Origin of the sequence: Vagococcus elongatus (assembly GCF_003987645.1) — a bacterium.
Taxonomy (GTDB): Bacteria; Bacillota; Bacilli; order Lactobacillales; family Vagococcaceae; genus Vagococcus_A; species Vagococcus_A elongatus.
In genome coordinates this window covers 17,900-42,159 of record NZ_NGKA01000006.1, presented here as the reverse complement: position 1 = coordinate 42,159, position 24,260 = coordinate 17,900, and the positions used below count along the sequence as shown (strand labels likewise).

Below are 24,260 nucleotides of genomic sequence, written 5' to 3'. Positions count from 1 at the left end.
AACGTTAACAAACTTTTCCGAGTTTTTTCATCAAAAATTAATTTTTATACGTTTGTTTATTTTAATGTTGCTGTTGAACTTTATTAGAGTAAAACAGCTCTCCAAAATCCTTGATTTTGAAGAGCTGACAGTGCAGAAAATATCTATTTTAATTTTTTGCGGTCTTATTAAATTTATTCGTCAAAACAATCATCGACAACGCACACGCAAGACTCCCGGCAATCAACGCAATAAGGAAGTATAAGACATTGTTGATTGCATTAGGTATTAGCGCTAGAAAAAGACCGCCGTGGGGAGCAGTAATTTCTAATCCTAGAGAAAATGATACCAAGGAACCTACAAATCCGCCAATCATGAAAGAAGGCACTGAGCTTTTTGGTTTAGCAATCAAGAAAGGAATAGCACCTTCAGTAATAAAACTCATACCAAGAATCAATGCTGTTTTTCCTGCTTCTCTCTCTTCCAACTCAAAAAGTTTTGGCCGGATGAGTGTTGCTAAAGCCATACCGATTGGGGGAACCATCCCTATAACCATGATCGCACCCATCGGTCCATAAATTTTTTCTGAGAGCGCAGCTAATCCAAAAGAGTAAACCATTTTGGAAATAGGTCCGCCTAAATCGAAATACAATAAACTAAATACTAGAGAAAGAACGACAATGCCTGTATTATTATCTGATAAACTAGACAAAAAGTTCATAACAATTTCTTGTAAATAAGCAATAGGTGTCCCAATAACGAAAATAGTAACAAGTCCTACAATCAACGTAGTAACAACGGGAATAAAAACAATTGTTTTCAATCCTTGAATACTTTTAGGGAAAGGTAGTTTTCTATTAATAAATAGAGCGAGATAACCAGCTAAATAACCTGCAACCAAAGCCCCAAAAAATCCTGAACCAGTATTATGTGCCACTAAGCCGGCGATAATCCCTGGAGCAAAACCTGGCTTATCAGCAATATCATAGGCAATAAATCCAGCTAAAACTGGAAACATCAACGTAAACGCTGAAACATTCCCAATTTGAAATAAAGCCCAAGGTAATGTCCCTTCATTTTCAAAAGCTGTAATACCGAATGAGAAAGAAAGAGCAATCAATATCCCACCAGCAACTACAATAGGAATCATTGATGAAACACCGCTTAACATATGTTGATAGAAAGACTTAGTTTTGTTCTGACTACTTTGCGAACTGCCTATTTCAGCACTTTCCGTTGAATGCGATGCCATTTTAAATGTTCCTTTTTTATCGATCGCATCTTCAATAACATGCAATCCTTCTTTAATGGCTTTCCCAGGAGAGATTTTTAAAACATCTTTTCCGGCAAAGCGGCTTTCATCAATTCCTTTTTCAATCGCCAGTATCACTGCATCCGCTCCAGCAATTTGCTCAGCAGTTAATTGATGCTCCACCCCTCCAGCGCCTTGGGTCTCAACATTAATCTGAACTCCTAGTTTTTCAGCAGCTGTGTATAACGATTTTTCCGCCATGAAAGTATGGGCAATTCCTGTTGTACAAGCTGTTACCGCCACAATTTTTTTAGCAGAGGCATGAGTTGGTACTTGATGGGAGCTTTCTTTTTTTTGATTTTGAATAAATGCTACTATTTCATTGGGATCATCCTCCGAATCAATCACCTTGCGAAAACCTTCATCCAGTAAAAGGACAGAAATATCACTCAAAATTTTAACTTGATTATTTCTTAGGTCATTAGGAATGGCCAACATGAAAACATGTTTGATTGGCTGATCATCTAAAGCTTCGTAACTGATAGGAGAAGCCAATCTATAGTATAGAACAAACGGTTTTTCAACTGTTTCTGATACACCGTGAGGAATAGCAACACCATCCCCAATAGCAGTAGGTGATTGTGCATCTCTTTCTTGCAGAGCTGTCATAAACTTGCTCTCATCTTTTATCGCACCAAACCCTTTTAAATCATTAGCCATTTTCTGATACAAATCTTCTTTGTCCTTAACAGTCATATCTAATTTTATAGCATCTTTATTAAATATATCCAATAGCTTCATGAATTTATCCTCCCTTTTTATCTTGTTTGAAATACGTCATAGTAGTGTGATAGACAATTATAAAGTCCATTAGCAAAATGATCGTTTATCTCAAATATATTTTGTGAGTCGTGTTTATTTATTTCATCCATCCCCGCAGTAACTAAATCCGTGAAAATATTTATTTTTGAAATCCCATTTACTGCACAACGATTGAGGTTTGCATCTCCACTAGATGAACCGCCATGTAAAACAAGAGGAGTATCTATTTGAGTTCTGATACTTTGCAAGGTGTCAAAACTTATTTTTGGTTCGCCCTTATATGCGCCATGGGCAGTACCAATGGAAATTGCTAAAGAATCAACATTGGTCAGTTCAATAAACCTTTTCGCTTCTTCAACTTCGGTATAGATTGAATCTGTATGTGTATGGTTTTCATAATTTTCACCAGCTCCAACATGACCGATTTCCGCTTCAACCACTACACCTACGGCATGAGCTGCTTTTACGATTTCTTTTGTCCTTCTCACATTTTCATCAAAACTTTCACTTGACGCATCAATCATGACAGAAGTAAAGCCATTTTTAATCGCTTTCATAATCGTGTCATAAGTCATCCCATGGTCTAAATGTAACACGACAGGCACATTTGCTTTTTGGGCATGATACTTTCCAAGTAAGGCAGCTTCTTCTATCTCCATAAACTCTGTATGAACTTCTGCAAAACAAGCTAAAAGTGGTAATTTCTTTTCTTCAGCACATTTTACGTACGTCTTCAATGACAAATCATTCACAAAATTCGGAGCAGGAATAGCATAATTTCCTTTCTGGGCCTGTTCAAACAACTCTTTACTCGTAACTAACATAATAAAAAACCTCCAATCAACGTTAAATACACTTTAACACAAACGACAAAATAAGTCAATTATCGAGTAAAAACGAGCTAGATTGAACGGATAAAATAAAATCGCATTCATTTTATTTTATAGGATTTACATGGTATAATCATGATTGAAACTATTTTAGAAGAGGTGTTGTTATGCTTGAAGTAGAACGACATATTGCTATTGTTAACAAACTGACAAAGGATAAAACAGTGACAGTCAATGAGTTGGCTGCCATGTTAGATGTTGCAAAAACCACTATCAGAAAAGATCTAACTGAATTAGAAAAGAGTGGCGTTTTAACTCGAATACATGGCGGGGCAGTATTAAAAGATGAATATTTAGTGCAAACTGACTATGATGAGAAAAAAATGCAAGATTTTGATAGAAAAGTGTTGATTGCTCAAAAAGCATTAAATTTAATACCGGACAACGCTTCTATCGCCCTGAATACTAGCACGATAACTTCCTTGATTGCTGAATATTTGCCAAATAACCAATATACAGTCGTTACAAATTCTCTGGATATTTTAAATATCCTAGCAAAAAAAGATAACATCAATCTTATCAGTTCAGGCGGAAACTTTATTACTAAACACCGTTCATTTGAGGGACCTGTTGCTGTGGGGGGGTTTGCTAATTTCTCTTATAACGTTTCTTTTATAGGTGCTAACGGTATTCACCACGAACAAGGAATATCCACAAAAACTTTTTTAGAAGCTGAAGCAAAAAAGACAATTCTCAGAAATTCTATAGCAAGTTATGTTGTAGCTGAAGAAAAAAAATTTGATCGTATCGGATTAATCAAAGTCTCAGATTTTTCTGATATTACTGGTATCGTTACAGACAGCCCAATGGAGAACGATAAATTAAAAAAATATCAAGAGAAAACTGAAATCATCTTCCCTAATATTGTATCGGCTGAAGTGAACTAAAAAAATGATTAAGCAGTCTTGTTTGGCCTTTAAAACTTTTATTATGTAAAATCAAAAATCCAAATAGACCTTTCTAAGAGTTTCACTTCCATAATATTTTAAAGGTCAACTTATGATAGTTTAACAAAGCACATTTCATTACTATTGCCTTAGATGCATTAGTAGCAAAATGTGCTTATTTACGCCTATCTTTCATAAAAACAAAAAAACTCCAGTTCCAATGATCTACAAGGAAACCGAAGAATAAAAAGTATTTCAGTATGATGTTTTTTTCAAAAAATTGTGTTGCCTCAAGACAAAGAAACCATCCCTTGTCCATCACTTATTTCTTCTTGAATTTTGCTTTTAACCCTCTTTGAATTACTTCAAAAAAACCTAACGATTGAACCATGCGACTCGGTTCAACATATTTTCTTACTGCTCTCAGTACATCTTTTGGTTTTTTCGAGGCAAACGTATAGGTGCCGTTTTTCTTTGTTTGAATAGCATATCGAGGAATCCATTTGCCTTTAAAGAGCACTGACGCAAGGACATAATCAACTTCTTCCCAAGGTATTTGAATGAACTTACGCGTATCACGTGCATGATAAAATTCAAACCCTTTATCCCCAATCATGATTTTCCCATAATCGGTCAGCCCTGTATAGGCGGTCCCATCAATAACCAAATCAACTTTTGTGTTAAGCGATTCTACCATTGTATCTGCCCCATTCCTAAAATCTCTAGTCATATAGAGTATAAACTTTTTCTACCAAATAGGCTAATAAAAAAAGCCTGGCACTAAGTCCAGGCTATGCGAATCAATTATAGCAATCCGATAACGTGTCCAACGATTCCGACTACGAATAGTCCAAGAATAATAACAATTGGAGACACTTTTTTCTTCAATAGCCACATGCATAGAAGCGTCAACAACAATGGGACTAAACCAGGAATCAATTCATCCAAGTTATTTTGCAATGACGTAACTTTAATTGGCGATAATGCCAAACCGGAATTCACTTGCTCGAAAGCTTTCTGAAGTCCTTCGCCCGTCATCGGTATTTTATCCCATTCGATATAAGCCCCTTGGTCTAGCTGAACTCTGGATACGATCGGCTGGAAGTTGATAGATACCCACCGTTGTACCAACGCCGCTAAAACGAACATCCCTAAGATTGAAGCTCCTTTAGTAACATCTTGCAACAAGCCGCCTGAAAGGTCTTCAGTAATTTTAGAACCTGCTCTGTAACCAAATTCTTGTGTGTACCACATGAATGCCCAACGAATAACGTTCCATGCCACAAAGAAGATGATTGGTCCAAGAACGCTGCCGCCCATAGCTAGAGAAGCACCTAATGCTCCAAGCATTGGTCTAACTGTAAACCAGAAGACCGGGTCTCCAACACCAGCTAACGGTCCCATCATACCAACCTTTACCCCTTGAATTGCCACGTCATCAACTGGTGCACCATTGGCACGATCTTCTTCAAGTGCCAAGGTTACTCCAAGAATTGGTGAAGCAATATATGGGTGAGTATTAAAGAATTCCAAGTGACGTTTCAAAGCAGCTGAACGATCTTCTTTAGATTTATATAATTTTTTAATTGCTGGAATCATTGCAAAGCACCAGCCGCCGTTTTGCATACGCTCATAGTTCCATGAACCTTGAATAAATGTCGAACGCCATGCCACAGACAGCCGATCTTTTTTTGTTAACTCTATTTTTTCTGCCATCTCTATTCTCCTCCTTCAAAATTAATAGTCATTGAGTATGCTATCTAACGGATCACCATGACCGCCTCCGCCGCCAGAAGTGCCGCCCATTTTAGATAAATTCAAGTAAATTAGAGCAAGCGCAACACCTAGTACCCCTAGACCAATCAAAGTGATTTCTGTAATTGCTGCTACAACAAATCCGATAGCGAAAAATGGCCAAACTTCTTTTGTCGCCATCATATTGATAACCATTGCGTAACCTACCGCAACTACCATACCACCGCCAATAGCCATACCGTCTGTTAGCCAAGCTGGCATAGCTGCCAACGCTCCTTGAACTACATCTGCTGGAATAAACAATAGAGCACCTGCCGGGATGGCAATTCTCAGACCCTGCATAACAACTGCGAGAATATGCCAAAGCTCAACTTTTTTATAATCTCCTTCTTCTGCTGCACTATCCATAATATGAACAACTGGTACAGCAAGCGTACGAACGACCATTGTCAACACCAATCCAGCTACTGCAAGAGGAACAGCAATAGCAATCGCTGTGGAAATATCGCCTTTTGTAAAGCCTGTTTTCCCTTCAAGACCTAAAACTAAAATAATTGCTGATGCCACTGATGCCAATGCCGCATCCGGAGCAACTGCTGCTCCAATATTTGCCCAACCAAGAGCAATCATCTGAAGAGAACCGCCCAAAACGACTCCTGCTTCCAAATGTCCAGTAACTAAACCAATCAGAGTACAAGCTACTAATGGCTGATGAAACTGAAACTCATCCAGAATACCTTCCATACCAGCTAAAAAAGCTACAAGTACGACTAGAATTATTGTTACTATATTCATGATAAACCTCCTATTGTTGTTGATTTTGTAGTATTATTTAACATTACCTAATTCATTCTTTGCTTTGTTAAGTATCTCATCCATGTTATCTTTGGCATCATTCGGCACTTTACGTACATCGAAAGTGATACCTTTAGCCTTCATTTGTTCAAAAGACTCTACGTCTTCATGTCCCATAGACAACACTTTACTCACCACGACTTTACCTACTGAGTGAGCCATTGAACCGACGTTTACTTCTTTGATGTCTACGCCGCCTTCCACTACTGTCATAACATCTTGCGGATTTTCAAACAGCAGCAAAGCCTTAGTTCCGCCAAATCGAGGATCTTTGTAAATCTCAATCATCTTTTTGATTGGAATAACATTGGCTTTAACACCTGGGGGCGCCGCTTGTTCAATCAATTTTTTCCTCATATCATCTTTGGCAACATCATCAGAAACAACGATAATACGGTTAGGTCCAACAGATTTTGTCCATGCTGTGGAAACTTGTCCGTGCAAAAGACGTGAATCGACACGAGTCAAAACGATTTTCAGTTTGCCGTCACCCACAACTGTTCCTGGCGGCAATGCCCCCTTAGGTTGTGAATCTTCCACAGCAGCAGCTGCTGGCGTTGCCGGCTCTAATGATTCAGGTTTGACTTTCACACCATCTTTCGCCACATCAATGATATGAGTAGCAATCTCATGTGCAGAATCCATAGACAAGCGCGAAGCAAACGTTTCAATCAACATAGGCAAATTAAGTCCACTGACAACTGCCCATTTGTCTTCGTTGCCGCTAAGCAAGTGGTTAGCCTGATTAAATGGAGTCCCTCCCCACATATCAACTAAAAACAGCACTTGGTTGTCTTCACCAAATGATGCAATAGCATCTTCGATTTTTTTCCTCAAATCTTCAGGACCCTCACTAGGCATTAACGTCACAGCCGCTACTTTTTCTTGTTCCCCAAAGATCATTGTGCCGGATTGTAAAATTCCTTCAGCAAATTCTCCGTGGCTCGCTAGAATAATCCCTACCATTCTTTCTCCCTCCTACAATTTTCTCAGTCTTACTTAACTTAAAGTTTTCGGCAAATCGTTACAGAAGTTTAATAAATTAAAATAATTTCTTTTTGCGAATCAACTCCATTAGATCTTGCTTGTTGTCAGCAATCACTTTACGAGTCTCTATCTCAATTCCTCTGTCCGATAAATAATAAAAAGCTTCTACATCCTTTTCATCTACTGCCACAAAATTAGAAACCATCTTTTTTCCGTTCGTGTAGCTCATCCCCCCTACATTAACAGACGTTAGCACGACCCCGCCTTCGACTACTTGAACAACTTCCAGCGGATTCGTGAACAGCAACATGACTCTAACATTCATGAATAACGGGTGATTAAAATTTTCAATTAACTTTTCAGGTGTGATCACATGAACTTTAATTCCGGGCGGTGCCGCCTGCATTAACATAGTCTTGCGCATGGGATTTTGAGTGACCTCACGGCCGACGACCAAAATCCTTTCTATATTAAGCATCTTTACCCAGACAGTTGCTACTTGCCCATGGATCAATCGATCATCAATCCGAGCTAATTGAATTTGCATTTTTTTCACCTGCTTTTGCTTTAAACTTTAAGTTAACCAACACCACCTTAATATAAGCAACTATCATGCCAACCTTAGTGTGTTGTCATAGAATGCGTATATCATCACAATCACAAATAAAAACAACACACTCGTTAGTGTGTTGTTTTTATCGATACACTAGATTTCGCTAGTGTGTTTTTTATATTTTGAATTGTATAAAAAATTTCTTCTTCAGAAAATTGGAGTGAAAAAATTTCCTCTAGTTCACGGATTTCTCTCACAACAATATCATACAGTTTTGTTTCTTTTTCAGCATTGACTTGCTCTGTTTCTGCACTTAAACTCTCATGCCTGGCTGCACGTTCCAATACTCCTGCCATGTGCATGACCACATTAATATAAGAGCTGTGGCTGGCTTGCGGAACGAAATATGCGTTGACTCTATCTGTAAATCCCCATAACGGATCAATGACTTTTGCCGGATTAATAAATGTAAAATAGCTTTCGAGTCCTTCTTGACAAAGTTTTCGTGCTTCTGACTCATTAATTTCTACTGATGTTAATTCAACAGTTTCTGTCAGCAGCAAATCCTGCAGCTCTTCCACTGCTTTGCCGGATAATAATGCCTCTAAAGAAAAATATGGAATGTCAATATCAGGGTCCACCAACCCTGTGATGGCAATTAAGTCATAGTCCGAACGAATTTGATTTAATGTTTCTAACATATTAATGACTGAAATCGGCAAGATCGTTAAATCTTCTTGATAATAATCTCCCAGTTGTTCGCTAATAATCGATTTCATCCGCTCAGCTGCTCCTTTACCAGAAGCACAAATCGCAACAATGGCTTTGTTTTTGCCTGATGCTATGTGCTTAGCAGCGATGGCAGTTTTTTCTTCACGCTTGACTTGGCTGTAACCGTAAAAATTTTTCAAGGAATCGAACAGACGATTTAAATCTGTATCGATCAGTTTTGTTTTTCTGGCCGCTTCTAACACGAGAGCGGTAGTGACCATGTCGATGGTTTTAACTTTTAGACCGGTTCGATGCATAATCTCTTCTTCAAAAGTAAAAAGGGAACCCATATCTACCAGTAATAAAATCCCACTTTTAGAGCGGACCTTTTCAGCAGCGGCAACCATCAGCTCCAGAGCTTCCTTCGGCGGCATATCCACCGGCATATCTACGGCGGCGATATTCTCATTGCCAAAAAGCTGCATAGCCACTTGGGCCATACTGGAAGCCGTACTCTCACCGTGGGCTGCTACCACGATACCTATCTGCTGAGTACTCTTATCTTCTTTTAAAGAAACGATCAGCAACGTCAAATAATCCGTTTCTTCCACCGGCAGTTCCACTTGATATTTTTCAGCAAGCAACTCTTTGATCATCAGCGCTACTTTGTACTCTTTGGGACACTTTCGCACGATTTCCTTGATACTTTCGTTACTTTCCAAAAGGTCTTGGGAACCATTTTCCGCCCGCCTCAGATACGCACTGATATGAAGACTCAAAGCGTAGATAAAATTCACTTGAAAATCATACTGCAGGTCTTCAATGGCGATTTCACGAATTTTTTTGGTTAATTCGATGAGTTCAGGATCAACCAATTCTACTAAATTATTCTCGGCTCCTAGGGTCAGTCCATGATTTTTATAAAACCGGCTCAAATGTTCCTGAATATCTTCCATGACAAAACCGATGATTTCTTCTTGGGGAACTCCCTCTCCTTTTAAAATAGTCGCTTTTTCACCGATCCATTCATACAAATCATAAGGCAGTTCATAAGCGTCCGGCGTTTTCGACAAATCTACCTGATTAGGAGAAATAACCATTTTAGGCTCCAAGAGCTGCGCCAACTCCATGGACATATGGCGGTTAGCGACAACTTCGGTCAGACCTTTTTTCAGCTCGCCCGGTAATCCGTCAACATCGATAATCAAATGTTCTTTGCCTAGATGATTTAAAAACCCGCGGGCACAAACTAATTGCACATGAGATTTCAACTGTCCTACATTTCCGAAAGTTACACTGCCGATAATTGCTTTGATAACGTCTGCCGTCAATATAATATCCCGCTGAATACGTTCGGCCTCAATCGCAAACATCCGAAGCGTCAAATCGATCTTTTCCCGGGGTGTTCTCTGATTGAAGTTCGGTAATTGAATGTTGATTGGTATACGGCGAATAAACGTGTTCAGAAGTGCCGATGCCGGTTCTTCTGTCGTTGCACAAATAATTCTGACATTTGCTTGACGATTTTTGGTAGTTTCACCTAAACGATTATAAGTCCCATGATCCATGAAGTAAAAAATCATTTCTTGCCCTTCTGGCGGCAAACGGTGGACTTCATCAAGAAACAACATACTGTTATCCGCTTCGTAAATCAAGCCTTCTTTTTCTTGCTCCGCTCCCGTAAAGGCGCCCTTTGCATAACCAAACAAATGACTCATCAATAATTCAGTATTATGGGAATAGTCTGCACAATTAAAAATAATCAACTGTTTGTCGTAGTCGATCAGTTTATTTTCTTGCGCGAATTCAAACATCAATTTTGCAAAATATGATTTCCCCGAACCCGTCGCTCCTGTGATCAGACAATTCAGACCCTTTGGCGGATATAATACTGCCGCTTTTGCTTGTTCCACAGAAATTTTTAAACTTTGAGAGGCACCGATCAATGATTCAAAAACACTTTGCTTCATTTCCGGTTCATACTTATTCTCATTAACCAGAATATTTTCTGCCGTAAAATTAACCATATACCTTACTGGTCTGCTGTTGCTTTTTATGACAAGCCCTTCCCTGACCAATTCATTTAAATCACGGCTGGCATTCGGGCGTTGGATATTTAATGCTTTGACAACATCTTCTGTCGTCACTCCTTTAGATTCTGCAAAATCAGTCGCTGTCAGATGGCTAGTCCGTTCCACCACAAACGTATAAACTCTATCAGATCTCTTCATCTTCTCCCTCTTTCAACTATCGGCAACTGCTTCCCCTTGCTATGCATTAATTATGGTAATTATAACAAACTTGCTTCCATTTTCCCATAATTCTTCTTACCCATCTTCCATCATTCACGCCTCAACAAAATAAATGTTATTTAAAAATAATATATAATTGGTTGTAATTTCACCATTTCACTATATTATAAGTATGAAAGGCAACTTTTTCCAGTATCATGAAGATTTACGTTTAACATATATTTTGTTATTATAATTGATATAAAGAAATTAATATCTCTATCATCTAACAAATAATAGTTTTATGAACAAAAATTATACAGGAAACAAACGTTCAATATCAAGTGTGTTTCTCGTGTTATAAACCTTTGAATACACTTAATTTGTTTTATTTTAAGAATACTTCTCATTTTTTAAATAGCCAAAAAGGAGTCACACCAATTACATGAAAATCCGAATATAAATTGTATAATTAACCGAAGGAGGTTGAATAATGTTGAACTCAATAATATTTCACCCCATTAGCAGAAAAGAAATCGCCCTTAAAGAAATCAGCGACCATGATGTATTGATTAAAGATCATATTTTCAGGCCAAAAACATGGGAGCGTCTGTCCCTTCCAAATGAAACTAAAGAAGATATTAGATTTTTTGGACTTGAATTTGAATTTAACATTATCTCAACGAAGAAAAACAAGCACCTCGACAACACGGCCATTTGCAGAAATATTTTATCATTGCTGAATGCTTCGGGTCCCCACTTTCATATCATGGTCGACAACTCTGTCAGAAATGGCATCGAAATTGTTTCGAACCCTATGAGCATCGCATACATCAGAAAAATGTTCAACTTTCCTGCAATCACAAAAGAACTGGAAAATCTAGGTCTTGTGGCATCCAACGACACCGGTTTTCATATACACGCAGGATTTAATCACACGCTAAGAGAAAGAAATCTTATTTTAAAATTATTTTCGATTTCTTATCCCCTTTGGCTGGAACTTTCCAGAAGAAAAATAGTTCGATTACAAAACCGTTATGTCTCTACAGAATTTTTTATGATGAACGAAAAGACACAAAGAAGACACGAGCATAACATCCTCTCATTGATGAAGACTGGTAATTCTTTTGTAGATTTCAACGATTTATTTTTTGATAACTATGAAGTAAAAAACAGATACAATGCAATCAATTTTTTAAATCCGGACACAGTAGAATTCAGACTGCTTAACGGCACGGTAAATCCTGAAATCATCACTGAAAGTATAGATTTTATCACCGATTTCATTGCATTGGTAGATGAAATCTCCGTCACCCGGGAGGATGATATTTTTCATCTGCACCATTTTGTTGAGAGGACAAACAGTTCTCCATTACTGAATAAAACAGTCAAGCAGATAAAAAAAACTTACAGTCTTTTGGAAAAAAATAGACTCTACTATAACTATTTCTACTTGTTGGATTGCTATTGGTACGAGAGCAGTCTGACGTTTGCCGAAGAAGGAGACTACGTAATAACGATAAAAGACTATCAGCACTACCTGACATTATTAAAGAAAATCACAGCCCTTCTTCAGCGTGGAATGGTCCTTGAAGCAAATCCAATCAAGGAGCAAGTCAATGACTTTTTACTGGCTTCGATAACGGAGGTAGTTTTAGTAGAAGACTTTGTTTTAGGCGTGATTCCCGTCATACACAACGTCTCTTATACGGAACTATCCAAAGAACATTTTCATAAAAAGTATGTCCTCTTAAAAGGCGTTAACAAAGACCTGGTCACCCCATTGCTAAAATATATCCATCGGAAAAGTTGAAAATCATCCTATTTTGATACTACGGAAAACTTTAACAACTTTTTGCTACCATCATTTGCTGCATTGGCGAGAAAATCAGCTGCACTGGAGTTTAGTTCTTATCACTATTTTCTTTGTGCAATTTTGGATGCTAAGTACCTTATCTAGAAACAGATTATTGATTGTCTAGGTGTCTTTTAATTTTAAAAAATGAAAATGTCCCATGATTCAAAAACATACATTTGATGATGATACATTTTGCAAAAAGGAGTGACTTAAACTATGATTGAAACAGACAGGTTGTTCATCCTTCCAGCTTTCAAAGAAGATATCGACACCATCCTTGCCATCGAACACGCTCCTGAGAATCGAAATTTTATTTTTAGAGGAACGAGAGAGGAACATCTGGCAGAAATTCATGACCCGTCGACAGGTATTTGTCTCATCAAAACAAAAAAGAACAGGAAAACGATTGGATTTCTCATCTTTGATTTAGACAAGGCGTCAGAAAAATTTGAATTAAGAAGGATTGCTATCGTTCCCAAAAATCAAGGGTATGGCACCGAAAGTTTAAAGGCTGTTTTCAAATATGCCTTTGAAAAGTTGGAGATGAACAAAGTCTGGCTGGATGTCTACACAGATAATTTACATGCCATCAGTTTGTATGAAAAACTCGGCATGCAAAAAGAAGGGATTCTTAGACAAAACCACAAAGACGAGTGCGGATTTTTAGATCAAGCTCTCTACTCACTGTTAAAAAATGAATATTTTGACCTTAAAAGTTCAAAAATCTCTGATTAGTAAACCCTCAGCAAATAATTTTATTGTTTTGAGAAGCAAGAATATATCATGGACCTGCGGATATGTTGCCAATGTAAAATAAGGCTAGATACACGAAAGGAGTTGTTGAACTAATGGTAAAACCGCAAGAAGTCAATAGTCCCAAAGAAAAACTTGAAGTGATAACTATTATTGAAGACGGCACCGTGACTGGCAAGGGCTATTCTTTTGCCAAAGTGAAGTGGAAAGGAAGAGATGCCCATGCTATCAGATACGATGGGGACAATGACAATGATAAAGGTTTCCCTACTAGTGGCAGAGGCTATCATCCAGCTTGGTTTATTTTGCCGGACGCTGTCGCCCACCCGTACTTAAAAGACCTTATCGCACAAAAGCATTTTGTCGAACAATTAGAAAAATATTTTTAGCAAAAGCAGCATTGGCTAAAACAAGTATTCGTCACCAGCGTTCCTAATGAGGATAAAATCATTTTTTTCGGACTTTGCTGGCAATAATCTAGGTCTTGAGCCTTTCGTTTCCAACAAAAAAAGCAGCCACACTATGTGACTGCAGAAACTTTTGTTTTATTATTGAGCTACTGGATAGACGGATACTTGTTTTTTGTCCCGTCCTTTTCTCTCGAAACGAACCACGCCGTCGATTTTAGCGTACAATGTGTCGTCGCCTCCGCGTCCAACATTTGCTCCAGGATAAATTTTAGTCCCACGCTGACGATAAAGAATAGAGCCGCCAGTTACAGTTTGTCCATCCGCTCTTTTAGCGCCTAAACGTTTAGACTGTGAATCACGTCCGTTAGCAGTTGAACCGCCACCCTTTTTAGTCGCAAAAAATTGTAAATTCATTTTTAACATGTCATCGCACCTCCGAATCCTATCTCATGCTGACCTCAATTTTAACAAATTGAGGATACTCTTCTTCTACATCCTGTAATCCAAGTAAAAGATTTTCCAAGAGAACTTGTGAAATAGCAAGTTCTTTTTCTGATAAATCTTCTCTCAAAGTCACATACAAATACCCTTCATTTTCATTATCTATGTCGACCAAAGGCTCAACGTTTGATAGCGCAGCGATTCCGTTGACAGTAGAAAATGCCAGCACTGAAACTGCCGCACAAACAATGTCTTCTCCCTTAACTCCCGCTCCGGCATGACCCGAAAGCTCAAAGGAATGAACACTTTTCTTTATTCCATCCCGTTTAAAGGAACCTTTAATCATGAGACAACCTCTTTTCGAAAATGAATTATGCGTTGATCGCTTCGATCATCACTTTAGTGTATGGTTGACGATGTCCTTGTTTACGGTGGCTGTGTTTTTTAGGTTTATACTTGAAAGTTACAACTTTCTTTTGTTTGCCTTGTTTTTCTACAGTTCCTTCAACAGTTGCACCTTCTACAAAGGGAGTTCCAACTTTCGTTTCTTCTCCGCTTACTAAGATGACCTCATCAAAAACAACTTTTTCTCCAACCGCTACGTCCACTTTTTCAACGTATACTGCTTGGCCAACCTCAACTTTAAGTTGTTTTCCGCCCGTTTTTACAATTGCATACATGCTTGTAAAGCACCTCCTTATTATTAAACTTAGACTCGCCATCGTAAGTGACTATTTCCAAAGAAATAATACTTAGACTTATTCTGTGCGGTTGTAGTTGTGGTGCCCACAATTACAACATTAAAATTGTACCAAAAAAGAGAAGCTAGGTCAACTAACTTCTCTAAATAAACACCAACTAGTCTTCGACGACAAAAAACTCTGTCAATCCAACATCTTCAATAAATTCCGACATTAAAATCTTTTTTAGATTATTTGCCATATAATGGGTCGCATAAATCTTCCCTTGAGAAATCCAACCATCTACATAGCCCAACAAAGTGTACATCAGATAGTTAAGTAAAATCTCTTTTGGAATTTTACCATCAGCGATTCCGGCAGCTTCTTTATAGTCATCAATGCATGTCATCAATGAATATTCTAACAACTGTCTGTAATCAAAAGCGTCTTCATCTTTCAGCAAAGCATCAAAAAATTCCGGATGTTCTTCCACAAACTCCAGCATCCGATTCAGCGAGAAATACTTAGTATCCTGTCCTTCTTTCTCGATCATCGTAGCTGCAAACAACTCTGATACTAATTGCTCCATCATTGCCGTGACAAATGTATCCTTGTCTTTGTAATGCAAATAAAACGTTCCCCTGGTCACCTCTGCCGTCTGTGTCAAGTCCTTAATATTAAAATTACTCAGCGATTGAACAGATAACAGTTTAAGAAAGGCGCCCTTCAATTTCCTTCGAGTTTTTAAAACTCGTGGATCGATTTTTCCTTCCATGTGTAGTCTTCCTCTTCCCTTTCCCTTATGATGTTTTCCCCTCAACATCCCCAAATATTGTTAAGAACAATTTCTAGTGTATCTATTTTTTCAAAATTTGTCCATTTATATCATCATTTTGTCTGCTGAGACCGCGAAAAAAATTTTATTTTACACGAAGAAAGAAAACAGGACCACTTAATTATTCTTAAGCAGCTAAACTTTTGGAAAAGAACCCGAAAACAGTTGACATAGTTAACTAGATTCACTATAATAATCTATGTTGTTCAATTTTGTCATAGTAGCTCAGCTGGATAGAGCATTCGCCTTCTAAGCGAACGGTCGGGGGTTCGAATCCCTCCTATGACGTCTGATAAACACAGAAAGGCACCAAGGTTAATATAACATCCTTGGTGTCTTTATTTTAGTTAATTTTATTGAAAAAAGCAAAGAAAACGCTCGCAAACCGCTTTTTATAGCACACCTTATTTTTAGCTAAAAAAAATTATATAATCTTTTTTTAGCAATACCCCTTTGACTTGTGTCTCTTTTAACTTTGAATCTTTAGATGATTTGTACATCCTAAAAAAATATCAACGTTTTTTATTAAAATAAAAGAGAGTTTACAGTTCAACCTCATCTTGTTCTTTTGTCACTAAAAGTACACCATCACCAAGGGGAAGCAGACTGGTAGTTAAATCTTCATGAAGTAAAACTTTATCAAATAACAAATTTAATTTCCGGTAGATACTGCGTTGACTACGAGGAATTTCCTCAATAGGCTGCAAAATAGTGCCCGCTTGAAAGACATCATCAATCATGATGACTCCCCCCTTTTTCAACATTCTCAGACATTCCGGTAAAAAATCTATATATTTTGACTTGGCACTATCCATAAAAATAAAATCATAAGGCCCTTTTAACGTCGGCAAGATATCTGCCGCATCCCCTTCTAAAAGAGTCACTTTATCTTCAATATCTAACGTTTTAAAATTTATTTTTGCCTCCTTGATCATCACATCAAAGCGATCAATCGTGGTAATACGTGCATCTTCCGGCGCAGACTGAGCCAGCAATCCGGCAGAAAACCCTATAGCTGTGCCAATTTCTAAGATTTCTTTTGGTTTGATTTGTTGAAACAAAAATTGTAAAAAAACAACTGTTTCATGTGGAATGATCGGTACATTGCGTTGATTGGCTTCTTTTTGTATCCTTCCCAAAGGACCTGTCAACTGTTTTTGTTTTTGACGCATAAAATCTACAATTTCTTGTTTGACGACTGGCCGTTGCATCATTGGATTAAGCAAAGTGTTCACCCTTTCATAATTTGTCGCTTTATTATTATACGAAAGACTTGATCTAGAAGCAATTAAATATTAAACTTGATTTAAATCATAAAAATGGTATAGTCGAATAAAATGAATTAAAATATACTTTACTATACCTACTATCGAATTAGGTATAGCCGAAAGAGAGTCGAGAAAATGAACAGTGATAATAAAATTTCTGTCCGCTATTTAACTGAAGAGTTAGCTCATTTAAAGGCTTCCCTTGAGCTTCCAAAAGGAACAGAATATTTTATGAGTGATTTACATGGCGAGTATCACCATTTTTCTACGGTCATTCGCAGCGGTGCAGGTACTATTAAAGAAAAAATCCATTATTGTTTTTTTAATCAGCTTGATGAAAAAGCACAGACCGACCTTGAATCTCTCATTATCAATCCTGAGACCTTTTTAGAATCAGTCAGCAAGGAAGAAAAAGCAACTGAAGATTGGATTGACCTGACCATTGACCGCTTAGTCTCATTAACCAAATTTTTAAGCGGCAAGTATTCCAAAGAAAAAATCATTTCTTTGGCTTCTGAACACACTGATATTATTGATGAACTTTTATTTTCAACATCTGGCGATCCAAAAAAAATCAGCAAAAGAATTACGCGTGAAAAACTGGCGGATGAACTAATTATTACATTGAGTCAAATGATTCAAAAACTCACCATCGACCACTTGCATATTATTGGAGACATTTACGACAGAGGACCTGCCCCAGATAAAATCATCGATTTCCTCCAAAACTATCATTCTGTGGATATACAGTGGGGAAATCACGACATCACTTGGATGGGGGCCGCAAGAGGATCCAACATCTGCCTGATGAATATCATCCGTATCTGCGCTCGGTACGGTCATCTGAATATTTTAGAAAAAGCTTACGACATCAATTTGAACCCGCTCTATCATTTTGCGTTTGTTTACTATAAAGACAACCCTGCATTTGTGCCAAAAACAGAGGACGATGCCACAGTATCCCCACACCAAAAAAGCTTGATGAACCGGGTCCAGCAAGCCGCAGCGATGATTCAATTCAAGCTAGAGCATCAACTGATCAAACGTCGGCCAGAATTCAAAATGAATCACAGGCTGCTTTTCAATAACATCGACTTTGATCAATTATTAATGGAAAAAAATGGAAAAGTCTATTCTCTGGAAAACACTTGCTTTCAAACTATTTGCTCGAAGCATCCCGACGTGCTGACAACTGAAGAATTAGAGCTGGTTGCCATGCTGCGACTATCCTTTGACCAATCTGAAAAACTGCAGGAACACGTTCAATTCCTTTTGGACAAAGGCAGTATGTATCTTTGCTACAATGATAATTTGTTGCTTCACGGGTGCCTGCCACTAAACCCTGACGGCTCCTTTCAGTCAATCACGCTACAAGGGGAAAAACTATCAGGAAAAAGTCTCATCGACTTTTATGAAAAACAGGTCCGGCTATGCTGTGCCCATCCTAAAAAAGAAACGGATTTTTCTACTGACATGCTTTGGTATTTATGGGTAGGGGAATTCTCCTCGCTATTTGGAAAAAAGGAAATGACCACTTTTGAAAGATATTTTATCGCTGACAAGGGCACACATTATGAGGAAAAGAATGCTTATTATCAATTGAGAAATAATCAATCGGTATGCGAAAATATTTTAAAGGAATTCAATTTGCCTAAAGATGATGCTCATATTATTAACGGTCACACACCGATAAAAGAAGTTAAAGGAGAAAATCCCATCAAAGGAAACGGAAAATTAATAGTAATTGATGGCGGTTTTTCAAAAGCTTATCAGAAAACGACAGGCATCAGCGGTTACACGCTGATATCAAATTCTTTCGGCATGCAGTTAGTGACACATCAAAAAGGAGTGGTTCATTCCAACAAACCACAGGCTTTAATCAGACGATTAGTAGATCGTGCCAGTCGAAGAAAACTAATCAAAGACACTACGGAAGCAGAAAAACTTAATCACCAAATCAAAAAAATCAAACAACAAATAGTCACTCTAGAACAATAAACTTTCAAAACTAACACCCCCATTGAATCAGGATGATAGCTTGATTCAATGGGGGTGAATTATTCATAATGGTACTACAAGTTCATTCATTTTAATTTTTTTATGTACCAGCAATCCATGGCGCTATGCTCAGGATGTCCCAACGGTCTCGATATCTGATTAAAATCATACTGCTGATAGAGACTGTTAGCTTCTTTTAAGATATGATGGGTTTCGATATACAGGTAATCATAATCCTGACTTGCATGAGATAAGATATGATCCATCAATTGCTTTGACAACCCCTGTCCCCGTTTATCTTTTCTAACATACAATTTTTGCAATTCTCCCATGTCTGAAACGCCTTCTATCGGACCATAGCCGCCGCAGGCAACAACTTCGTCCTCATCTTCAATAACCCAAAACCGGCTTTTTGGCGTGTCCAAGTAAAATTGTGATAATTGACTTAACTGGGGATCCATGTAAGCTGTTCCCTTCATTGCCAACCCAACTTCCTTTAGAGAAGACTTGACTAACCGCTCCACCGCTTGATTATCTTTAGAAGAAATAGTTCTCAGCACCATAACATCCTCCTTCTCTTTTTCTCTAACTTTATTTTATCATTTTTACTTACTTTTTTATAGACACCTTGCGTTAATCTTTCGGGATAAATCTGTCTCTTTCTATTTATCTGTCTTTTGCGGAAAAACCGCATAAAAAAAGGATTTCCCTATTAGGAAAACCCCTCATAATGTCACAACATTCTAACACATCACAATTACTCTTGTGCGTTTTCGTCTGTAAGACCATATTTTTTGTTGAAACGATCCACACGTCCATCTGCTTGAGTGAATTTTTGACGACCTGTGTAAAAAGGATGTGAATCAGAACTGATTTCCACCCGAACTAATGGATAAGTGTTGCCATCTTCCCATTCGATTGTTTCAGTCGTATGTTTCGTTGATCCTGACAGAAATTTGTAGCCAGTGGTTGAATCCATAAATACAACTGGTTGGTATTTTGGATGAATGCCTTCTTTCATTGTTTATCTCTCCTTTGCCCTGGACCATTTGCTGAACCAGAGTTTCTATTTCTTTGCTTTCACAACATTATGATATTATCATATCTTTTTTAATTAAGCAATGATTTTATCGTAAATTAATGGCGGGTATTTTTACCAAAAGAGACATCTTTAAAGGCTTTAAACAACTCTTGATTGTTTTTTGTTCTTCTAAGAAAATTCAACAATTGTTCCGTATACTCTAACGAGTCGCCTTTCATATTGCGACGCAATTTCCAAATATCATCAAGATTTTTCTGGTCGATGAGAAGTTCTTCTTTTCTGGTACCGGACTTCTTCACATCGATGGCTGGGAAAATACGTCTTTCAGCTAATTCCCTAGAAAGATGCAGTTCCATATTCCCTGTTCCTTTAAACTCTTCATAGATCACGTCATCCATCCTGCTGCCTGTATCAATCAGAGCAGTGGAAAGAATCGTCAGACTTCCGCCCTCCTCAATATTTCGAGCAGCCCCAAAAAACTTTTTAGGACGATAGAAGGCAGCCGGATCGATCCCTCCGCTTAATGTTCTTCCGCTAGGTGGAATGACCAAGTTATAGGCTCGGGCAAGACGTGTGATGTTATCCATTAAAATAACAACATCTCGTTTGTCCTCCGCTAGTCGCATGGCACGTTCTAAAACCAACTCCGATATCCGGGTATGATTTTGCGGTTGTAAATCAAAGGTTGAGGACACCACATCGGCTTTTACACTACGCTCAATGTCTGTGACTTCTTCAGGACGCTCATCAATCAACAGAACAATCAACTCTACATCGGGATAATTAGTTGTAATGCCATTGGCGATTTCTTTTATCAAGCTTGTTTTTCCGGCTTTCGGCGGAGCAACAATCAGTCCCCGTTGACCAAAACCTACAGGAGAAAAAATATCGATCATTCGAGTGCCCAATCTGCCTGGCGTTGTTTCCAAAATCAGCTGTTCATCAGGGTAAGTCGCCGTTAGAGCAGGAAAATGTGGTCGTTCTTTTGCTTCTTCCGGATTTTTCCCGTTAACAGTTTCCACATGCATTAACCCATAATAACGTTCGGATTCTTTAGGGGGCCGGGCTTTTCCTGAAACTTTATCACCGTTCCTCAAGCCAAAACGTCTAATCTGCGAAGAAGAAATATAAATATCTTCCTGACTAGGCGAATAATTAATCGGCCGCAAGAAACCATAACCGTCTTGGGAGACGATATCCAAGATTCCCTCCATCATGAAGAAACCTTGTTTTTCCGCCTGCGCACGGATGACCGCAAGAGACAGTTCTTTTTTATTCATCTGACTGTAATAGGGGATCTTAAATTGTCTTGCATAAGCATAAATCTCTTTGAGAGTGCTGTTATCCAACTCTCCCATGGTTAAATAGTCTTTCATAAAGACTCCTTTCACTTATCGGGCTGCTGCCGCGACAACACCTTCTGTATTCCTTTTTAAATAACTTTCAAAAACGTTTTTTTCACCTTAAACAACTAAGATTTTTAAAAAACAAATCAATCTTCTTCAATCATACGAATATCTGCACCCAAATTAATCAGCTTTTCAATAATAGAATCATATCCTCGTAAAATATACTCTACATTAGTAATAGTCGTTTCTCCTTCAGCAATCAAGCCGGCCATCACAAGGCAAGCCCCAGCCCGCAAATCACTGGCAGCCACTTCTGCTCCATATAATTTTGCCGGTCCGTTCAAAATAATCATATTGCCTTCCACATGACAATCTGCTCCCATACGGGCTAATTCAGGGATATGATTGATTCGCTGCTGATAGATGGTATCTTCAATGATACTTTGGCCGGTTGCTTTTAACAATAAAGGAGTCAGAGGCTGTTGCAAATCTGTTGCAAACCCAGGATAAGGAAAGGTCTTCACATTAACGGCTTTTAATTCTTTAGCTGGATGGACGTACACGGCATCTTCGCTAATATCTAAATTCACGCCGATTTCTTGAAGTTTGGAGATGAAACTTTCGATATGTTCGTGAATCACATTGCGGATTAAGACTCCCTCGCCTGCCACAGCGGCCAAGGCAATGTATGTCCCCGCTTCAATACGGTCAGGGATAATCGAGTGTCGACACCCTGATAAGCTTTCTACACCGTCAATTCTGATTTCAGTTGTTCCAGCACCGCGGATTTTAGCGCCCATATTATTCAATAACGTCGCCACATCGATAATTTCCGGCTCTCTGGCAGCATTTTCAATTACCGTCCGCCCTTTAGCCTTGACTGCCGCCAACATAACATTAATCGTGGCACCAATGGAAACCACATCCATAAAAATTCGTGTGCCGGTCAAGCCAGTTTCTGGTGCACGTAAATACATGGCTCCATGCTCTGAGTCTACTTTAACACCTAACGCCTCAAAACCTTTCACATGCTGATCAATAGGTCGCGGTCCAAGGAAACAGCCTCCTGGCAGTCCTACCACCCCTTCACCAAATTTGGCTAATAATGCCCCCATAAAATAGTAGGAAGCTCTTAAACTGTTAATTTTTCCACTTGGCATAGGAACCGAGACCATCTCTCGAGGATCGATCGTCATCTGGTCATTTTCGAAACTCACTTTCACACCCATGATTTCTAAAATTTCTTTCAGAGAATAGACATCATCTATATCTGGCACACCTTCTAACACTACAGGTGAGTTCGCTAATATCGCTGCCGGAATCAATGCAACAGCACTATTTTTCGCTCCATTGATCGTCACTTCACCTTTTAAAGGCTTCCCGCCATTGATCACAAATTTTTTCATTTTTCCACTCATTTCTTCAAATCTTATCTATTTAACAGTTAGCAATTTTTTTATTTCATCCATAATCTTTTCTATTTTAACATAAATAGAGGCTTTTAAAAAGTAGCCACCGTCTAATTGAAACAAATATCCTTTTCTCAGGAGATTTTTGCTTAAAAGGTTCATTTTATTCCGCTTTATTCAGTGAGTTTCACTACATACAATCATTAGCGGACCTTCAATTCAGACTACGTTACTGGAAAACAACCAATCACTTAGTAAACTCATACAAAAAAGCTGTAGAAGATGAGGTCATCTTCTACAGCTTAACCTGACACAGTTTCGAGCTTTCTACACACCATCAAATTATTTTTTCGGTTTGACTCTAAACCAGATGTGGATACCATTTGGATCATCGACCTGTAAAATCTTTTTCCCTTTATTAAAGAAAAACTGACAGCCCATCGCTTCGACATTTTCCTTCAACGCCTTCAAAGCCTCCATGCTTTCAAGGTGAAAAGAGATGTAATCCAAGCCTAAATGTTTGTCATCCAGCACATCTACCTGTTCCCAATTACTTAGACACAGATGGTGATGGTAGGAACTTGTTGTTAAATAGTTTACACTTCTAAACCGTGCATCTCTGATTTGAAATCCTAAAACATTTTCATAAAAATCTCTGCTTTTTTCTAAATCAACGACATTCAATTGCACATGGCCTACTCTGGCTTCTGTTGTCAGCGTTTCGTAAGGCTCATCAGTTTCTGCTAAGAGAGAGTCTAAATCTAAAGGCGCGTACTCACAAGCAAATGCATTTTCCGAATCATCCTTGTCCCAATAAATTTCCAAAACATTAAATTCAGGGTCCCGGATAACAATCGACTCAGCATATCCATGGTCAACTAACTCCAAAATCGGATAGTCATTTTTTTCCAAATGCTGATAAATTTTACTCAATTTCTGTCTAGTTGGGACCACCAAACCTAAGTGATTCAACCCATTATGAATGTAAGGACTCGATAACCCATCCGGCTGTTCCAGAAGGATCAATAAACTCTCTTTTGTCTCCTTGATACCTAAAAATACCATACCATTTTCTTCGCTCAATATGTCAAATTTTAAGAGGTCTTTATAAAAGTTCAATTGCTTCTCGATATCTTTAACTTTTAATGCCACCAATTCAACAGACGTCTCTTGATCTATGCGAAATTTTCCCATTATAAACTTCCCACACTTTCTTATTAATACAACCATCATTCTAACATTGAATGAAAAAAAAGTGTAGAAATAACCACCCGGTCCTTTTAAAGCGTTTTTTA

At 38.2% G+C, this 24,260-nt stretch carries 23 protein-coding genes, 1 tRNA gene and 1 other annotated feature; of the genes, 6 read left to right on the top strand and 18 right to left on the bottom strand.

Annotation, left to right across the window (positions count from 1 at the left end; all coding sequences use genetic code 11):
- Window positions 1–148 precede the first annotated feature (148 nt).
- Window positions 149–2,032, bottom strand: a complete 1,884-nt coding sequence (locus CBF29_RS05045; protein WP_126808041.1) for a PTS fructose transporter subunit IIABC — start codon at window positions 2,030–2,032, stop codon at window positions 149–151.
- A 17-nt stretch (window positions 2,033–2,049) separates the two neighbouring features.
- Window positions 2,050–2,877, bottom strand: a complete 828-nt coding sequence (locus CBF29_RS05040; protein ID WP_126808039.1) for a class II fructose-bisphosphate aldolase — start codon at window positions 2,875–2,877, stop codon at window positions 2,050–2,052.
- Window positions 2,878–3,050: 173 nt separating this feature from the next.
- On the opposite strand from CBF29_RS05040, the gene CBF29_RS05035 reads away from it, so the two are divergent.
- Entirely contained in the window at window positions 3,051–3,830 is a 780-nt protein-coding gene (locus tag CBF29_RS05035) for a DeoR/GlpR family DNA-binding transcription regulator (RefSeq protein WP_126808037.1), read from the top strand.
- A gap of 322 nt (window positions 3,831–4,152) precedes the next feature.
- On the opposite strand, the gene CBF29_RS05030 is transcribed toward CBF29_RS05035, so the two are convergent.
- The 6 genes from CBF29_RS05030 to CBF29_RS05005 all read right to left on the bottom strand — a co-directional run bounded on the left by CBF29_RS05030 (window position 4,153) and on the right by CBF29_RS05005 (window position 10,922).
- Complete coding sequence (locus CBF29_RS05030) at window positions 4,153–4,527, bottom strand: DUF956 family protein (protein ID WP_126808035.1); 375 nt, start codon at window positions 4,525–4,527, stop codon at window positions 4,153–4,155.
- A gap of 107 nt (window positions 4,528–4,634) precedes the next feature.
- Entirely contained in the window at window positions 4,635–5,546 is a 912-nt protein-coding gene (locus tag CBF29_RS05025; protein WP_126808033.1) for a PTS system mannose/fructose/sorbose family transporter subunit IID, read from the bottom strand.
- Window positions 5,547–5,567: 21 nt separating this feature from the next.
- Window positions 5,568–6,380, bottom strand: coding sequence for a PTS mannose/fructose/sorbose transporter subunit IIC (locus CBF29_RS05020; protein ID WP_126808031.1), 813 nt, complete (start codon window positions 6,378–6,380; stop codon window positions 5,568–5,570).
- 33 nt (window positions 6,381–6,413) lie between these two features.
- A complete protein-coding gene (locus tag CBF29_RS05015; RefSeq protein WP_126808029.1) occupies window positions 6,414–7,406 on the bottom strand; it encodes a mannose/fructose/sorbose PTS transporter subunit IIB in 993 nt (330 codons plus the stop codon).
- A gap of 76 nt (window positions 7,407–7,482) precedes the next feature.
- Window positions 7,483–7,974, bottom strand: coding sequence for a PTS sugar transporter subunit IIB (locus CBF29_RS05010; protein WP_126808027.1), 492 nt, complete (start codon window positions 7,972–7,974; stop codon window positions 7,483–7,485).
- 134 nt (window positions 7,975–8,108) lie between these two features.
- Window positions 8,109–10,922 carry a sigma-54-dependent transcriptional regulator gene (locus tag CBF29_RS05005; protein WP_126808025.1) on the bottom strand — a complete coding sequence of 938 codons (2,814 nt, stop codon included), beginning with the start codon at window positions 10,920–10,922 and terminating at the stop codon, window positions 8,109–8,111.
- A gap of 493 nt (window positions 10,923–11,415) precedes the next feature.
- Between CBF29_RS05005 and CBF29_RS05000 the strand changes: the two genes are divergently transcribed.
- The 3 genes from CBF29_RS05000 (at window position 11,416) to CBF29_RS04990 (ending at window position 13,922) form a co-directional block, all read left to right on the top strand.
- The gene (locus CBF29_RS05000) at window positions 11,416–12,735 is read left to right on the top strand and encodes an amidoligase family protein (RefSeq protein WP_126808023.1); all 1,320 of its coding nucleotides are present in this window, start codon (window positions 11,416–11,418) and stop codon (window positions 12,733–12,735) included.
- Between the two features lie 261 nt (window positions 12,736–12,996).
- Window positions 12,997–13,515, top strand: a complete 519-nt coding sequence (locus CBF29_RS04995; RefSeq protein WP_126808021.1) for a GNAT family N-acetyltransferase — start codon at window positions 12,997–12,999, stop codon at window positions 13,513–13,515.
- A 113-nt stretch (window positions 13,516–13,628) separates the two neighbouring features.
- The gene (locus tag CBF29_RS04990; protein ID WP_126808019.1) at window positions 13,629–13,922 is read left to right on the top strand and encodes a hypothetical protein; all 294 of its coding nucleotides are present in this window, start codon (window positions 13,629–13,631) and stop codon (window positions 13,920–13,922) included.
- 159 nt (window positions 13,923–14,081) lie between these two features.
- Here CBF29_RS04990 and rpmA read toward each other — a convergent pair whose 3' ends face one another.
- From rpmA to CBF29_RS04970, 4 genes are all read right to left on the bottom strand, one after another.
- Window positions 14,082–14,366 carry a 50S ribosomal protein L27 gene (rpmA, locus tag CBF29_RS04985; protein ID WP_126808017.1) on the bottom strand — a complete coding sequence of 95 codons (285 nt, stop codon included), beginning with the start codon at window positions 14,364–14,366 and terminating at the stop codon, window positions 14,082–14,084.
- A gap of 19 nt (window positions 14,367–14,385) precedes the next feature.
- Window positions 14,386–14,730 (bottom strand): ribosomal-processing cysteine protease Prp, encoded by a 345-nt coding sequence (locus tag CBF29_RS04980; RefSeq protein ID WP_126808015.1) that lies wholly within the window; start codon window positions 14,728–14,730, stop codon window positions 14,386–14,388.
- A gap of 25 nt (window positions 14,731–14,755) precedes the next feature.
- Entirely contained in the window at window positions 14,756–15,064 is a 309-nt protein-coding gene (gene rplU, locus CBF29_RS04975; RefSeq protein WP_126808013.1) for a 50S ribosomal protein L21, read from the bottom strand.
- A gap of 21 nt (window positions 15,065–15,085) precedes the next feature.
- Window positions 15,086–15,167: a sequence feature (ribosomal protein L21 leader region), on the bottom strand.
- Window positions 15,168–15,242: 75 nt separating this feature from the next.
- On the bottom strand, window positions 15,243–15,839 hold the full coding sequence (locus CBF29_RS04970; protein WP_170169997.1) for a TetR/AcrR family transcriptional regulator: 597 nt from the start codon (window positions 15,837–15,839) through the stop codon (window positions 15,243–15,245).
- 274 nt (window positions 15,840–16,113) lie between these two features.
- Between CBF29_RS04970 and CBF29_RS04965 the strand changes: the two genes are divergently transcribed.
- Window positions 16,114–16,187, top strand: a tRNA-Arg gene (locus tag CBF29_RS04965).
- A gap of 254 nt (window positions 16,188–16,441) precedes the next feature.
- Here the strand turns inward: CBF29_RS04965 and CBF29_RS04960 are convergent.
- Complete coding sequence (locus CBF29_RS04960) at window positions 16,442–17,125, bottom strand: O-methyltransferase (protein ID WP_126808010.1); 684 nt, start codon at window positions 17,123–17,125, stop codon at window positions 16,442–16,444.
- A gap of 177 nt (window positions 17,126–17,302) precedes the next feature.
- Between CBF29_RS04960 and CBF29_RS04955 the strand changes: the two genes are divergently transcribed.
- Window positions 17,303–19,165, top strand: coding sequence for a fructose-bisphosphatase class III (locus CBF29_RS04955; protein ID WP_126808008.1), 1,863 nt, complete (start codon window positions 17,303–17,305; stop codon window positions 19,163–19,165).
- Between the two features lie 86 nt (window positions 19,166–19,251).
- Here the strand turns inward: CBF29_RS04955 and CBF29_RS04950 are convergent, their stop codons facing one another.
- The 5 genes from CBF29_RS04950 to CBF29_RS04930 form a co-directional block, all read right to left on the bottom strand.
- Complete coding sequence (locus CBF29_RS04950; RefSeq protein ID WP_126808006.1) at window positions 19,252–19,728, bottom strand: GNAT family N-acetyltransferase; 477 nt, start codon at window positions 19,726–19,728, stop codon at window positions 19,252–19,254.
- Window positions 19,729–19,922: 194 nt separating this feature from the next.
- Complete coding sequence (locus CBF29_RS04945) at window positions 19,923–20,186, bottom strand: type B 50S ribosomal protein L31 (protein WP_126808004.1); 264 nt, start codon at window positions 20,184–20,186, stop codon at window positions 19,923–19,925.
- A gap of 116 nt (window positions 20,187–20,302) precedes the next feature.
- On the bottom strand, window positions 20,303–21,583 hold the full coding sequence (rho, locus tag CBF29_RS04940; RefSeq protein ID WP_126808002.1) for a transcription termination factor Rho: 1,281 nt from the start codon (window positions 21,581–21,583) through the stop codon (window positions 20,303–20,305).
- A gap of 116 nt (window positions 21,584–21,699) precedes the next feature.
- Entirely contained in the window at window positions 21,700–22,962 is a 1,263-nt protein-coding gene (locus CBF29_RS04935; protein ID WP_126808000.1) for a UDP-N-acetylglucosamine 1-carboxyvinyltransferase, read from the bottom strand.
- A 345-nt stretch (window positions 22,963–23,307) separates the two neighbouring features.
- Window positions 23,308–24,159, bottom strand: a complete 852-nt coding sequence (locus CBF29_RS04930; protein ID WP_170169996.1) for a VOC family protein — start codon at window positions 24,157–24,159, stop codon at window positions 23,308–23,310.
- Between the last annotated feature and the right edge of the window lie 101 nt (window positions 24,160–24,260).